General features: G+C 73.3%; 13 protein-coding genes. 7 read left to right on the top strand and 6 right to left on the bottom strand.

Annotation, left to right across the window (positions count from 1 at the left end):
- Positions 1 to 118 precede the first annotated feature (118 nt).
- Positions 119 to 748 carry a hypothetical protein gene (locus ABZ128_RS22985; protein ID WP_356850652.1) on the top strand — a complete coding sequence of 210 codons (630 nt, stop codon included), beginning with the start codon at positions 119 to 121 and terminating at the stop codon, positions 746 to 748.
- A gap of 88 nt (positions 749 to 836) precedes the next feature.
- Here ABZ128_RS22985 and ABZ128_RS22980 read toward each other — a convergent pair whose 3' ends face one another.
- Entirely contained in the window at positions 837 to 1,763 is a 927-nt protein-coding gene (locus ABZ128_RS22980; protein WP_356850651.1) for a cyclase family protein, read from the bottom strand.
- Between the two features lie 101 nt (positions 1,764 to 1,864).
- On the opposite strand from ABZ128_RS22980, the gene ABZ128_RS22975 reads away from it, so the two are divergent.
- From ABZ128_RS22975 to ABZ128_RS22965, 3 genes are read left to right on the top strand one after another with little or no spacing between them, the layout of a single operon-like run.
- Entirely contained in the window at positions 1,865 to 2,785 is a 921-nt protein-coding gene (locus ABZ128_RS22975) for an SDR family NAD(P)-dependent oxidoreductase (protein ID WP_356850650.1), read from the top strand.
- Positions 2,786 to 2,796: 11 nt separating this feature from the next.
- A complete protein-coding gene (locus tag ABZ128_RS22970) occupies positions 2,797 to 4,011 on the top strand; it encodes an acyl-CoA dehydrogenase family protein (protein ID WP_356850649.1) in 1,215 nt (404 codons plus the stop codon).
- 7 nt (positions 4,012 to 4,018) lie between these two features.
- A complete protein-coding gene (locus ABZ128_RS22965) occupies positions 4,019 to 5,086 on the top strand; it encodes a Zn-dependent alcohol dehydrogenase (protein ID WP_356850648.1) in 1,068 nt (355 codons plus the stop codon).
- Positions 5,087 to 5,168: 82 nt separating this feature from the next.
- On the opposite strand, the gene ABZ128_RS22960 is transcribed toward ABZ128_RS22965, so the two are convergent.
- Positions 5,169 to 5,780 carry a flavin reductase family protein gene (locus tag ABZ128_RS22960; RefSeq protein ID WP_356850723.1) on the bottom strand — a complete coding sequence of 204 codons (612 nt, stop codon included), beginning with the start codon at positions 5,778 to 5,780 and terminating at the stop codon, positions 5,169 to 5,171.
- A gap of 233 nt (positions 5,781 to 6,013) precedes the next feature.
- Here ABZ128_RS22960 and ABZ128_RS22955 point away from each other — a divergent pair, with 233 nt between their 5' ends.
- On the top strand, positions 6,014 to 6,805 hold the full coding sequence (locus tag ABZ128_RS22955) for a VOC family protein (RefSeq protein WP_356850647.1): 792 nt from the start codon (positions 6,014 to 6,016) through the stop codon (positions 6,803 to 6,805).
- Between the two features lie 59 nt (positions 6,806 to 6,864).
- Here the strand turns inward: ABZ128_RS22955 and ABZ128_RS22950 are convergent, their stop codons facing one another.
- The 3 genes from ABZ128_RS22950 to ABZ128_RS22940 all read right to left on the bottom strand — a co-directional run bounded on the left by ABZ128_RS22950 (position 6,865) and on the right by ABZ128_RS22940 (position 11,485).
- Positions 6,865 to 7,692: an enoyl-CoA hydratase-related protein gene (locus tag ABZ128_RS22950; RefSeq protein ID WP_356850646.1), complete on the bottom strand. Its 828-nt coding sequence runs from the start codon at positions 7,690 to 7,692 to the stop codon at positions 6,865 to 6,867.
- A gap of 157 nt (positions 7,693 to 7,849) precedes the next feature.
- Positions 7,850 to 10,084: an acetate--CoA ligase family protein gene (locus tag ABZ128_RS22945; RefSeq protein ID WP_356850645.1), complete on the bottom strand. Its 2,235-nt coding sequence runs from the start codon at positions 10,082 to 10,084 to the stop codon at positions 7,850 to 7,852.
- A 192-nt stretch (positions 10,085 to 10,276) separates the two neighbouring features.
- Positions 10,277 to 11,485 carry an NAD(P)/FAD-dependent oxidoreductase gene (locus ABZ128_RS22940; RefSeq protein ID WP_356850644.1) on the bottom strand — a complete coding sequence of 403 codons (1,209 nt, stop codon included), beginning with the start codon at positions 11,483 to 11,485 and terminating at the stop codon, positions 10,277 to 10,279.
- A 236-nt stretch (positions 11,486 to 11,721) separates the two neighbouring features.
- Here ABZ128_RS22940 and ABZ128_RS22935 point away from each other — a divergent pair, with 236 nt between their 5' ends.
- Both ABZ128_RS22935 and ABZ128_RS22930 read left to right on the top strand, forming a co-directional pair.
- Positions 11,722 to 12,174 carry a DoxX family membrane protein gene (locus ABZ128_RS22935; protein ID WP_356850643.1) on the top strand — a complete coding sequence of 151 codons (453 nt, stop codon included), beginning with the start codon at positions 11,722 to 11,724 and terminating at the stop codon, positions 12,172 to 12,174.
- Positions 12,171 to 12,584: a Zn-ribbon domain-containing OB-fold protein gene (locus ABZ128_RS22930; protein WP_356850642.1), complete on the top strand. Its 414-nt coding sequence runs from the start codon at positions 12,171 to 12,173 to the stop codon at positions 12,582 to 12,584. Before ABZ128_RS22935 ends, ABZ128_RS22930 begins: the two co-directional genes overlap by 4 nt.
- A gap of 67 nt (positions 12,585 to 12,651) precedes the next feature.
- Here ABZ128_RS22930 and ABZ128_RS22925 read toward each other — a convergent pair whose 3' ends face one another.
- Complete coding sequence (locus ABZ128_RS22925) at positions 12,652 to 13,320, bottom strand: pyridoxal 5'-phosphate synthase (protein WP_356850722.1); 669 nt, start codon at positions 13,318 to 13,320, stop codon at positions 12,652 to 12,654.
- Positions 13,321 to 13,526: the final 206 nt, after the last annotated feature.

Below are 13,526 nucleotides of genomic sequence, written 5' to 3'. Positions count from 1 at the left end.
GGCATCGGCCTGCGGGATGCATCCCGGGGGCCGGTGTGCCCCCCGGTGATCACGAAGGAATCCGCCTCAGGAACAATCGGGAACGCACCACAGGTTACTCAGCAGTAGGAGCACCACGTTGGACCAGGACAGGCGTCGTCAGGCCGAGAGCTTCCTGCATTCCGGCGAGCAGTTGATCGCCGTATGCGCCTGTGAACCGGGGCCGGGGGTGCCGAGCCCACCGGAATCCCTGCTCGCGCCGCCGGAGCCGTCGGGACTCGGCCAGAAGATCGAGGAGAAGCTCCCGCGCTCCCTCCAGGGCCTGTTCAAGGCCCGTACGCACGACTCGCGCCGGTCCCGGCCGGCCGCCGCCGCGGACGCGGCCGACCGGCTCCCCGACGTGGTGGACGATCTCGGCACCCGGCTGATGCACGGCAAGAGCATGGAGGGCGGCTGGCAGAGCGCGGCCGGGGAGTTCCTGATCAGCCGCGCCAACGCGCGGGGCTCGGTGACGGACGTCCTCGTGGTGACGGACCGGCGCTGGTTCGGCCTGACGGACGTGTCGCCGCTGTGGCAGTCGACGCCGGTGATGAAGCAGTACTGGGAGGCGCCGCGCCAGGCGGTCGTCGCGGTGCGCGCGAACCCGACGGGCCTGCTCCAGAAGGGCCGGATGGACATCGAGTTCGCGGACCTGTCCTGGGTCTCCTTGCTCGCCGCCACTCCGGCCGCCGCGACCGCCTTCGCGGCGGCCGCCGCCCGCTACCACTGACCTGACGCCCGGGGCGGCCGCCGTGCGGGCGGCCGCCCCGGCGCGGTCACCAGACGCGGTCGGAGGCGGAGGCGAGGGCCGGGCGCGGTCAGAGCACGGCCACCGGGGCCACCGGGGTGCCCGTCCCGCCGACGAAGGGTTCCGGCATGGCGGAGAGCAGGAAGCCGTAGCGCCCCGCTTCTGCACAGGCTGTGGACAGGCTTTCGAGGTTCCAGTTCTGGCCCTGGTGCATGCCCATCTCGACCAGGTCCAGCGCGTGCACCGGCAGCCACAGACCGTCGATCTCCGGCGGGAAGATCTCGAAGGTCAGGGTGTCGTTGGCCACGGCCGCCACGTCCCGCGCGTGGAACCACTCGGGCGTACGGACCGAGAGCCCGGGTGACGGGAAACCGTAGCCGTGTTTGTCGCCGGCCAGGTAGACCTGGATCTGGCCGGTCCGCACCAGCACGATGTCGCCCGCCCGTACGCTCACCCGGCCGAACTCCTCGGCCTGCGCCAGGTCCTCGGGGGTGACCGCGTGCCCGCCGGGCAGCCGGTCCAGGCCCTTCGCCCGGGCCACGTCCAGCAGGACGCCCCGCGAGAGGATCGGTGCGGCCTTGTCGATCCCGCTGAACTGCGCGCGCCCGTGGGCCGTCACGGTGGCGGCCGGGCGGCCGTTGTAGATCTTCCCCGAGTGCGAGACGTGCGTGAGCGCGTCCCAGTGGGTCCCCGCCTGGAGCCCCATCGTCACCGCGTCGTCGCTGCACGCCACGGTGCCCGGCCCGAAGAGCTCCTGGTTGATCTGCACCATCGTGTGCAGCGGGTTGATCCGGCCGGGGATCAGGCCCGCCTGCACCCCGTCCTCCTTGAGCGGCAGCGCGAGCGGGATCCGCCGGCCCGTGCGGACCTCGGCGACGGCGGCCCTGACGACCTCGTCGGTGATCAGGTTCAGGGTGCCGGCCTCGTCGTCGGCGCCCCAGCGGCCCCAGTTGTTGACGCGTTTGGCGATGTCGTGGAACTCGGCGGGCAGGCCCATGACCTCATCAGCTCCTGGAGATGCGCACGAGGGCTTGTGCAGCCGCATCCGACTGCCCATAGAATCTAACGGTCCGTCAGAAACCGCGGGAAGGGGTCGGCGTGGGGAACTTCTTGGCAGGCAAGGTCGTGGCCGTCACCGGCGCAGGCCGGGGCATCGGACGCGCCGTGGCCCTCGCCGCCGCCGCCGAGGGCGCCAAGGTCGTCGTCAACGACTACGGGGTCGGCATCGAGGGCGGCGAACCCACCAGCGAGGTCGCCGCGGCCGTGGTGAAGGAGATCACCGCGGCGGGCGGCGAGGCCGTCGCCGTCGCCGACGACATCTCCACCATGGCGGGCGGCCAGCGCATCGTCGACACGGCGCTCGCCCGCTACGGGCGCATCGACGGGGTCGTCTGCGTCGCCGGCATCCTGCGCGAGCGGATGCTGTTCAACATGTCCGAACAGGAGTGGGACCCGGTCCTCGCCACCCACCTCAAGGGCACCTTCACCGTCTTCCGCGCCGCCTCCGCCGTCATGCGCCGCCAGGGCTCCGGCACCCTCATCGGCTTCACCAGCGGAAACCACCAGGGATCCGTGGCGCAGGCCAACTACAGCGCCGCCAAGGGCGGGATCATCTCGCTCGTCCGGTCCGCCGCACTCGGCCTGGCCAAGTACGGGGTCACCGCCAACGCCGTCGCCCCGGTGGCCCGCACCCGCATGTCCGCGAACGTGCCCATGGAGCTCAAGGAGATCGGCGAGCCCGAGGACGTGGCCGCCCTCGTCACCTACCTGCTCTCCGACCGGGCCGTCGCCGTCGGCGGCGAGAGGATCACCGGCCAGGTCTACACGATCGCCGGCCCCAAGATCGCCGTCTGGGCGCAGCCCCGCGAACTGCGCGCGGGCTACGCCGAAGGCTCCTGGACCCCCGAGAAGATCGCCGACTTCCTGCCCGGGACGGTGGGCACCGATCCGATGCCGATGCTCGCGCAGCTGGAGGCCATGGCCAAGGCGGCGGCCGCCAAGGACCGCCCCAACGCCTGAGGAGCAGCGACGTGGACTTCGGCTTCGGCCCCGAGGACGAGGAGCTGCGCGGCCGCGCCCGCGCCTGGCTCACCGAGCACCTGGCGGGCCCGTACGCGGACATCCGCGGCCTCGGCGGCCCCGGCAGCGAGCACGAGGCGGTCGCCCCGCGCCGCGCCTGGGAGCGCGAGCTCGGCCGCGGCGGCTGGATCGGACAGGGCTGGGAGGCCGAGGGCTACGGCAACCGGCGGCTCTCCCTGACCGGGCAGGTGGTGTGGGCCGAGGAGTACGCGGCGCTGCGCGCCCCCGCCCGGGTCGGCCACATCGGCGAGAACCTCCTCGCCCCGACCCTGATCGCCTACGGTTCACCGGAGCAGCGGGACCGCTTCCTGCCCGCCATCGCGCGCGGCGAGGAGCTGTGGTGCCAGGGGTACAGCGAGCCGGGCGCCGGATCGGACCTCGCGGGGGTGCGTACGGCGGCGGTACGGGAGCCCCGAGGGGGCGCGGCCGGGCTGCTGCGCGTCACCGGGCAGAAGATCTGGACCTCGCTGGCCCGGGAGGCCGACTGGTGCTTCGTCCTGGCCCGCACCGAAGCCGGCTCCCGGCGCCACCGCGGGCTGTCCTTCCTGCTCGTACGGATGGACCAGCCGGGCCGGGTGGAGGTGCGCCCGATCCGGCAGATGTCGGGGACCAGCGAGTTCAACGAGGTGTTCTTCGACGGGGCCGTGGCCGAGGAGGTCGTCGGCGGGGAAGGCAACGGCTGGACCGTGGCCATGGGCCTGCTCGCCCTCGAACGGGGCGTCTCGACGCTGGTCCAGCAGATCGGCTTCGCGGCGGAACTGGAGCGCGTACTGGCCTCGTACGCGGCTTCGCACACGGCCCCGGGAGCGGAGGACGCCGTACTGCGCGACCGGCTCGTGCAGCAATGGGCGCAGCTGCGCACGATGCGCTGGAACGCCCTGCGCACGCTGGGTGCTTCGCCGGACCCGGGGGCGCCGAGCGTGGCCAAGCTCCTGTGGGGCGGATGGCACCGCAGGCTCGGTGAGCTGGCGGTGGCCGTCCGCGGCGCGGCGGCCTCGGCCGGGCCGGCCGACTGGGCGCCCGGGACCCCGTACGAGAACGGACTCGACGAGGCACAGCGCCTGTTCCTGTTCACCCGCGCCGACACCATCTACGGCGGCTCGGACGAGATCCAGCGGAACATCATCGCCGAGCGCGTGCTCGGCCTGCCCAAGGAATCCAGGTGAGGTTCACATGAGGGGCGTCGTGTTCGACGGCGAGCAGGTCCGGGTGGTCGACGATCTGGAGATCCGCGAGCCCGGTCCGGGGGAGGTGCTGGTCGGGATCCGGGCGGCCGGGCTGTGCCACAGCGACCTGTCGGTGATCGACGGGACGATTCCGTTCCCGTCGCCGGTGGTGCTGGGGCACGAAGGCGCGGGCATCGTCGAGGCGATCGGGCCGGGTGTGACGCACGTGGCGCCCGGTGACCACGTGTCCCTGTCCACCCTGGCCAACTGCGGGGCGTGCGCGGACTGCGACCGGGGGCGGCCGACCATGTGCCGCAAGGCGATCGGAATGCCGGGACAGCCGTTCTCACGTGGCGGGAAGCCGCTGTTCCAGTTCGCCTCGAACTCGGCCTTCGCCGAGCGGACGGTCGTCAAGGCGGTCCAGGCGGTGAAGATCCCGGACGAGCTGCCGATGACCTCGGCGGCGCTGATCGGCTGCGGGGTCCTGACCGGGGTCGGAGCGGTGCTGAACCGGGCGCGGGTCGGCCACGGCGAGTCGGTGGTCGTCATCGGCACGGGCGGGATCGGGCTGAACGTGATCCAGGGGGCCCGGATCGCCGGCGCGTCGGCCATCGTCGCGGTGGACGCGAACCCGGCGAAGGAGGCGGTGGCCCGGCAGTTCGGCGCCACGCACTTCATCGACGCCTCGGCCGTGTCGGACTCCTCGGCGGCGGTCCGCGAGATCCTCCCGACGGGCGCCGACCACGCCTTCGAGTGCGTGGGCAACGTCGGACTGATCCGCCAGGCCGTCGATCTGCTGGACCGGCACGGGCAGGCGGTCCTGCTCGGGGTGCCGGGCTTCACGCAGGAGGCGTCCTTCCAGGTCTCGTCCCTCTACCTGGACAAGACGATCATGGGCTGCCGGTACGGCTCCTCGCGCCCGCAGCGGGACATCGCCCTCTACGCGCAGCTCTACCGACAGGGCACGCTGCTGCTGGACGAGCTGGTGACGGAGACCTACCCGGTCGAGGACTTCGCGAAGGCGGTGGACGACGCGCAGCACGGCCGGGTGGCCCGGGGCGTGCTCTCCTTCTGACCCGCCCGGCCGCGCCTACGAGGGGCCCCGGCACCGGCCGGGGCCCCTCATGCGTGCGCCGACCGGTGCCGGCCGAGGGTTCTCAGGGGGCGAAGCGGCCGAAGCGGCCCTTGTGGAAGAGCAGCGGCTCGCCCTCGTCGGCGGCGCCCATGGCCTCGACCCGGCCCACGACGATCAGGTGGTCGCCGCCCGTGTGCACGGCGTGGATGCGGCAGTCGATCCAGGCGGGCACGGCGTCGAGCTGCGGGGACCCCGTCACGGGGGCGGGCCGGTGGGCGACCCCGGCGAACTTGTCGGCGCCGCTGACCGCGAAGGCCCGGCACAGCTCGCCCTGCCCGGCGCCCAGGATGTTCACGCAGAACACCCCGGCGCGGGCGATGCGGGGCCAGGTGGTCGACGTACGGGCCACCATGAAGGTGACCAGCGGCGGGTCCAGGGACAGCGAGGCGAAGGACTGGCAGGCGAAGCCGGCCGGCCCGTCCTCATCCGCGCCGGGCGGCGCGGTGACGATCGTGACGCCGCTGGCGAAGTTCCCGAGCACCGCCCGGAACTCCACGGGACTCACCGGAGCGCGCTCGTCCTCGCCGACGGCCCGCAGGTCGGGCCGCGGCAGGACTTCGACCGGCTCCGGCTCCGGCGCGGCGGAGGTGGGGGAGCCGACTGACCTGAGGTACCGGACGACGGTGGCCGCCATCCCTGCGTGTCCCATCACGCATCCGATTAGAGCTGACGGATCGTCAGATGGGAAGGGGTGCGGCCGCCCCCGCGCCCCTTCCGCCGCAGCCCGGGCGGGCGGTCCGGCCTCCGCGCCGCTTTGGGCCGTACGGGTGGACCCGCGCCGCGCACCGACCCGCACGGCGGCCCCGCCCCGGACGGGATCGGCATCGTGGCCTGCGGCCGCCGGCCCCGTCCACCAGGAGGATCCCCATGCTCGGCACCGACTTCCGTATCGGATCACCCAACTGGCTCGATCTCGGCAGCCCCGACACCGCGGCCGCCACCGATTTCTACGGCACCGTCTTCGGCTGGGACTTCGTCTCGGCCGGACCCGAGGCCGGCGGGTACGGGATGTTCCAGCGCGACGGCAAGACCGTCGCCGGGCTCGGGCCGCTCACCGAGGAAGGCGCGCAGTCCGCCTGGATGGTGCACTTCATGAGCCCGGACATCCAGGCCACCGTCCAGGCCGTCAGGGACGGCGGCGGCAGCATCCGGATGGAGCCCATGGACGTCATGGGCGAAGGCTGGCTCGCGCAGGCCACCGATCCGCAGGGCGCCCAGTTCGCCGTGTGGATGCCCGGGAAGACCGCCGGGCTGGAGCTGGCCTCGGCCGAGAACTCGCTGCTCTGGGTGGAACTGCACGTGCCCGACCCCGCCGCGGCCATCTCCTTCTACGCGAAGCTGTTCGGCTGGCGGAGCCAGGAGATGGAGGCGCCCGGCATGACGTACCGCGTCCTCAGCACCAAGGACGGCGACCAGCAGCAGGGCTCCTTCGGCGGGGTCGCCCCGCTGGGCGAGGGCGCGGGCGGCGGTGTCGAGAAGCCGCGCTGGGTGCCGTACTTCCACGTCACCGACGTCGACGCCACCGTCGGGTCCGCACAGGGGAAGGGCGGGTCGGTGCTCATGCCGGCTGCGGACGTGCCGGACGTCGGGCGGATCGCGTGGCTGGCCGACCCCTTCGGGGCGCAGTTCGCGCTGCTGAAGCCGAATCCGCAGATGTAGGACCGGGACAGGCCCGGGACCGGACCGGGACCGGGACAGAGACCGGGACCGGACCGGGCTCAGCGGCCGAGGTACTTGGGCGTGCGCCGCTCCACGAAGCTCGCCACGCCCTCGTTCGCGTCCGCCGTGGTCATGTTGATCTCCTGAGCGGTGGCTTCGGCGGCCAGTGCGGCCGCCCGGCCACCGTCCAGGGAGGCGTTGACCAGCTGCTTCGTCAGGGCGAGGGCACGGGTCGGGCCCTGCGCCAGCCGCTCCGCCCACTCCCGGGCCGTCGCCTCCAGCTCCGCGTCCGCGACCACCCGGTTGACCAGGCCCAGCCGCTCGGCCTCGGCCGCGGGGACGGCGTCGCCGAAGAACATCAACTCCTTGGCCTTCTGCGGGCCCACCAGCCGCGGCAGCAGATAGGCGCCCCCGCCGTCGGGCACCAGGCCCCGGCGTACGAACACCTCGATGAAGCGGGCCGATGCCGCCGCGATGACGAGGTCGCAGGCGAGCGCGAGATGGGCCCCGATGCCCGCGGCCGTTCCGTTGACGGCCGCCACCACCGGCTTCTCGCAGTCCAGCACCGCGGTGATCAGACGCTGCGCGCCGAGGCGGATCATGCGGGCGACGTCGCCCGCCACCCGGTCCCCGGCTGCGGGGCCCCCGCGCAGGTCGGCGCCCGCACAGAAGCCCTTGCCGGTGGCGGTGAGGACGACGGCCCGCACGGCCGGGTCGGCGGAGGCCTCACCGAGCAGGGCGATGATCCGCTCCCGCTGGTCCCAGGTCACGGCGTTCATGGCCTCGGGGCGGTTGAGGGTGATCCACGAGACGCCGTTGTCGGTGCGGTGCAGCACCAAGGGAGCGAGGGGATCGGGGGCTGGTTCGACACGGGGGGAGTCGGTCATGGGGGCACTGCTCCAGTCAGGGACGAGGACGGGGCGTGGCGCCGTAGGGGGCCGCGCGACGGGCAGGGGCCGCCGGGCCGGTGCCCCGCGCCGCCGGCTGCCGGGCCGGGGCACGCGGTCGTCCCGGCCGGCGGCAGCGGCAGCCGCAGCCGCAGCGTCATCGGCAGATGGCCAGGGCGTCCAGCGCCACCGCGCCCTGGCCGCGCGGCAGCACCATCAGCGGGTTGATGTCCAGCTCCGAGAGGGAGTCGCCCAGCTCCAGCGCCATCCGCTGGACCCGCAGGACGACCTCGACCAGCGCGTCGACATCAGCGGGGGGCGCCCCCCGGACCCCCTCCAGCAGGGCGTGCCCGCGCAGCTCGGTCAGCATCGCGCGGGCCTGGTCCTCGCCGAACGGCGGCACCCGTACGGCCGCGTCGTGCAGCACCTCCACCAGGACCCCGCCCAGCCCCACCGTCACGGTCGGGCCGAAGAGGTCGTCCTGGGTGACGCCGACGACCATCTCGACGCCCCGCTCCACCATCTGGCAGACCAGGATGCCGTCCAGCGGGACGTTCTCGTAGCGCGCGATGTCCGTCAGCTCCCGGTACGCATCGCGGATCTGGCTCGCCGAGGTCAGGCCGATCTTCACCAGGCCCAGCTCCGTCTTGTGCCCGAGCTGCGGTCCCGAGGCCTTCATCACCACCGGGTAGCCCACGAGTCCGGCCGCCCGCACCGCCGCCGCCGCACTGGTCACCAGCTGCTCGCGCGGCACCCGTATCCCGTAGGCCCGCAGGAGTTGCTTCGCCGCGTGCTCGCTGAGCTGCTGGCCCGGGCGCATCAGCGCCTGCGCCTTGCGGTAGGAGGGCGAGGGGGTCCGGGGGGCGTCCTCGAAGGGGGAGCGGTAGGCGGCGGTGAAGCGGTGGTGGCCGAGGTAGGCGCGGACGGCGGTGATGCAGTTGCCGAAGGTGCGGAAGGTGGCCACCCGGGAGGAGCCGAGCAGGGTGGTGCGGTAGGCCTCCTCCGTGCCGACGGGGGAGCCCCAGACCACGCAGATCAGCTTGTCCGTCTGCTCGGCCGCGTCCACCAGGTCCTGGGCGAGCTTGTCGCTCATGGGCCGGAAGGGCCCCGTGATCGGGCAGATCAGCACGCCGACGGCAGGGTCGGCGAGGATCGCGTCGATGATCTTGCGGCCGCGCCAGTCCCCGACGGGGTGGCCGCCGTTGTCGACGGGATTGGCGACGTTCAGGTATGGCGGGATCCACTGGTGCAGTTCGTCCTGCTTGGCCGGGGAGAGGGTGGGGAGCGTCAGTCCCGCCTCGGTCGCGAGGTCGGAGAAATGAGCGCCCGTGCCGCCGGAGATGGAGTAGACGACGACCCCCTCGGCCCGGGGCCTGCGGGCGCGGGCCAGCAGGGCCGCGGTGTCCTGGAGCTCGTCGAGCCCGTCCACGCGGATGACGCCGAACTGCCGCATCGCCGCGTCCACGACGGTGTCGGCCCCGGTCAGCTTGCCGGTGTGGGAGGCGGCCATGCGGGCGCCGGTCTCGGTGCGGCCGACCTTGACCGCGACGACCGGGATGCCGTTGCGCGCGGCCCGGTCGGCGGCCAGCAGGAAGGAGCGGCCGTCCTTGAGGCCCTCCACGTAGCAGGCGATGGCGCCGACCTCGGGCTGCTCGGAGAAGTAGGAGATGAAGTCGGCGGTCTCCAGGTCCGCCTCGTTGCCCGTGGGGGCCCAGTGGGACAGGCGGATGCCCAGTTCCTGGAGGGTGTAGACGGGGCGGCCCTGGTGACCGGACTGGGTGATCAGGGCGATCGCCGGTCCTTCGAGGTCGTCGCGGAACTCCTCGAAGGCGTTGAGGTTGGTGTTGGGGCCGAGGAGGCGAAGGCCCGAGCGCCGGACCGCGCCGGCCAGCCGGGCCTGGGCGGCCGCGCCCGCGTCGCCGGTCTCGGCGAAGCCGGAGGCGAAGGCCACGGCGAACTTCACCTTGGCCTCGGCCAGTTCCTCGATCACCGGCAGCGGATCGCCGACCAGCAGCACCGCGAGGTCCACCTGCTCGGGCAGGTCGGCCACCGACGCGTGACAGGGCAGTCCGAAGACGGTGGGGCGGGTGGGGTGCACCGGGTGGATCCGGGCGCCGACGCGCTCCGCCCAGGCGATGAGCTGGCGGGTGATGCCGGTGTTCGGTCTGCCCTCGACGTCGGAGGCGCCGATGACGGCCACGGACTCCGGCCGGAAGAACCGGTCCAGGTCGGGCACATCGGCGTGCAGCGGCCGCCCGCTGACGTCCAGCGCGCCCGCTTCCCGGGCGGAGGACGCCGTCGTGGAGTGGACGGCCGTCCTGGGGGTCTCCCCGCAGGCCTCGACACGTGCGCGGAAGTCGGTGGTGAGGGTGCCGTGAGTAGATCCAAGCATCGCTTCGCCCGCTCCTGCTCGATGAACCTCAATAACTGACGCGTAGTCAGATTACTGAACTGACACGACGTCAGGAACAGTGCTGCGTAGGAAAGCTGGTGGAGGTGATGTGTGGAACGGTGGCAGATCCCTTCGGGACCGGTCCAGGACCGGATTCGGCCGAGGTTCGGACAGGGGTGGACGGGGCGCCTTTCAGGCCAGCGGGTCCACCGGGGGCAGGCCGGTACCGGGCTCGGGGGCCGGCCGCCGCCGGGCCGGGATGCCGAGCCCCCGGGCCACCGCCCTGGCGATCTTCTCGGCATCCAGGGCCATCTCCCGGAACATGCCGCTGATGGGGTTGCTGAAACCGGTGAAGTACAGGCCGGGAGCGTGCGCGAGGGTGCGGGCGCCGTGCGTGCGGGGCCGGCCGCGCTCGTCCAGTACGTCCAGATCCCCGACCAGCCCCTCCAGGGCGCGGCGGTATCCGGTGGCCGCGATCACCGCGTCCGGGGTGATCCGCGAGCCGTCGGCGAGCACCACCTCGGCGCCCTCGAAGGAGGCGACGGCGGCGACCGGCTCGACCCGGCCGTTGCGCACGGCGTCGATCAGGCCGACGTCCTGGACCGGGATCGCCCCCTCCCTGACCCTGCTGTACAGGCCCGTGGCGGGGCGGGGCAGCCCGTACGCCGCCAGGTCCGGTACGGACGCCTTGGCGGTGAGCGCGCCGAGCCGGTCCACGAGCCGTACGGGCAGCCGCCGCACCAGGATCCCGGTGCGCTGGGCCGGCCAGCCCGCGGTGGAGCGGCGCACGATGTGGGGGACGGTGCGCACGGCGAGCCGCACCCGGGAGGCCCCGCCCTCGACCAGGTCGACGGCTATCTCGGCGCCGGTGTTGCCGCTGCCGACGACCAGGACGTCCCGGCCCTCGTACGGCCGGGCGTTGCGGTACTCGCGGGCGTGCAGCAACTCCCCGCCGTACGCGTCCCGGCCCGGCCAGTCGGGAAGCGCCGGTGTGTGGTTGAACCCGGTGGCGACCACGACCGCCCGGGCGGCCAGGGTCCGCCCTCCGGTGGCGTGCAGCAGCCAGCCCTCCCCGTCGGCGGCCCGCTCGATCCGGGTCACCTCCACGCCGGTGACCAGCTCCAGCTCGTGGAACTCGGCGTACTTCTCCAGGTACCGCACCACGTCGTCCCGCGAGACCCACCGGCCGAACCGGCGCGGTATCGCCAGGCCGGGGAGCGCGGAGAGCCGGCGGGTGGTGTGCAGGTGGAGCCGGTCGTAATGGCCGCGCCAGGAGGAGCCGACCGCGTCGGACTTCTCCACCACCACCGCGCGGACCCCGCGGGCGCGCAGCGCGGCGGCCGCGGCAAGACCGCCGGGCCCGGCGCCGATCACGTACACGGGGCGGGGCTGGGTGGTCATGTCAGGGGCTGTGGGGACTCCGGGCATGAGGTGTGAGCGTATCGACACACAGCGTTCATGGGTCTCGGACAAGGAGGGAATCGGTTGCGGATCGATCACGACGGGTGTGGGGCCGGGGGAGCGGGGAGCGGCGGCCGGGGGGCGCGGTGGGCGTCGGCCCGGCCGGTCGGGACCCTTGCGGGATCCGCCCCGATCCGCTGAACTGACGTACCGTCAGATCGAAGAGGGGAGGGCCGATGCGGACCATCTGGCTCAGTGGGGCCGAGTGGCTCGCCGTGCTCCGGACAGGCCTCGGCCTGTGGTGGCTGGAGAGCTGGCGGCACAAGGACAAGAAGGGCTGGTTCGAACGCGGCACCGGCATCGCCTGGGCCGCCGACGTCGCGGGCATACACCGCTGGCCGTTCGTGAAGAGCGGCTTCGAGAAGGTCGTCCAGCCGCGCCCCCGCCTGATGGCGTACATCGTCGTCTACGCGGAACTCGCCCTCGGCCTCGGCCTGGTCCTCGGCTTCCTGACCCCGATCGCCCTTGCGGGCGGGCTGCTGCTGAACCTGCTGTACCTGGTGCTGATGATCCACGACTGGGCGGAGCAGGGCCAGAACGCGATGATGGCGCTGATCTCGCTCGTCGCCCTCCTCGCCATGAGCTGGCAGACCTGGTCCCTCGACGCGGCGATCGGACTCTTCCTGTGAGCGCGGTGCGGTACGACCTGCCGGAGACCGACGAGTTCACCCGCCCCTACTGGGACGCGGCAGCCGAGGGCCGGCTCCTGCTGCGCCGCTGCGGCGCGTGCGGACGGGCACACCACTACCCGCGCGAGTTCTGCCCGTTCTGCTGGGCGGCGGAGGACCGCGTCGCCTGGGAACCGGCGAGCGGCCGCGCCACCCTCTACACCTGGTCGGTGATCCACCGCAACGACCTCCCGCCGTTCGGCAGCCGCGTCCCGTACACGGCGGCCGTCGTCGATCTGGCGGAGGGCCCGCGGATGATGACCGAGGTGGTGGACTGCGCCGCCACGGACCTCCGCATCGACATGCCCCTGCGGGTGACCTTCCGGGAGGCGGCCGAGGGGGTGTGGGCGGCGGTGTTCCGGCCGGCGTGAGGGGGGCCTTCCGGGCCTTCCCGACGTGGCGAGGTGGGGGGCTTCCGGCCGTGGTGGGCCGTGTCGGTCACGGCCAGAGCAGCTCCCGGGTCCAGCCGGTGCCGTCCTCGGTCCGGCGGTACCGCAGCCGGATGTGCCGGCGCGCCGCATCGCCCTGGAAGAACTCGGCCTCCTCGGCGGCGAGCACGTACCGCGTCCAGGTCGGAGCGGGAGCGTCCGGCTCGGCACCGGCCCGCTCCCACGCGGCCGCCGAAGCCTCCGCCAGCTCCTGCACGGAGCCCAGCACCTCGCTCTGCCGCCCGGTCAGCGCCGCCGCGAGCGCACCCCGCGAGCGGACCGCCAGGTCCGCCCGGCTCTCCTCCGGCCCGCACGGGGTGACCCGCCCGCGGATCCGGATCTGCCGGGCGACCGCCGGCCAGTAGAACCCCAGCGCGGCCTCGGGGTGCCCGGCCAGCTGCCGCCCCTTGGCGCTGGTGGAGTGCGAGGCGAAGTGCCAGCCGTGCCCGTCGGCGTCGTGCAGCATGAGGGTGCGCACGTCGGGGCGCCCCGCGCCGTCCACCGTCGCCAGGCTCATCGTGTGCGGCTCGGCCTGCCCGGCCGCGGCCGCATGCAGGAACCACTCCCGGAACAGGGCCAGCGGTTCGGCAGGCGCGGCACCGACGTCAAAGCCGGGAAGCGGCCCGTCCCACACGCGCAGCGAGTGCAGGACGTCCTGGAACTCGCCGATCTGGTCCATCTCGGCCTTGCGGATCTCACGGGTCATGGCGTCAGGCTAGGGGGTGGGGGCGGGGTGGGGCGGGGCGGTGGCTTCGGGGGGCGGGATTCCCACACCCGGCATCAGGGAGGTTCCGGGGGCGTCCCGTCAGTCCACTGTCCTTCCGTGTCGTGCCGGGCCGTCAAGGGCGCTCCTTCGTCGCGTCGCTTCGCGATGGCCTTCGGCCA

Source organism: Streptomyces sp. NPDC006326, assembly GCF_040612915.1.
Lineage (GTDB): Bacteria > Actinomycetota > Actinomycetes > Streptomycetales > Streptomycetaceae > Streptomyces.
Note: the sequence above shows the minus strand (reverse complement) of the source record. Positions and strands in the feature narration are given on the sequence as shown.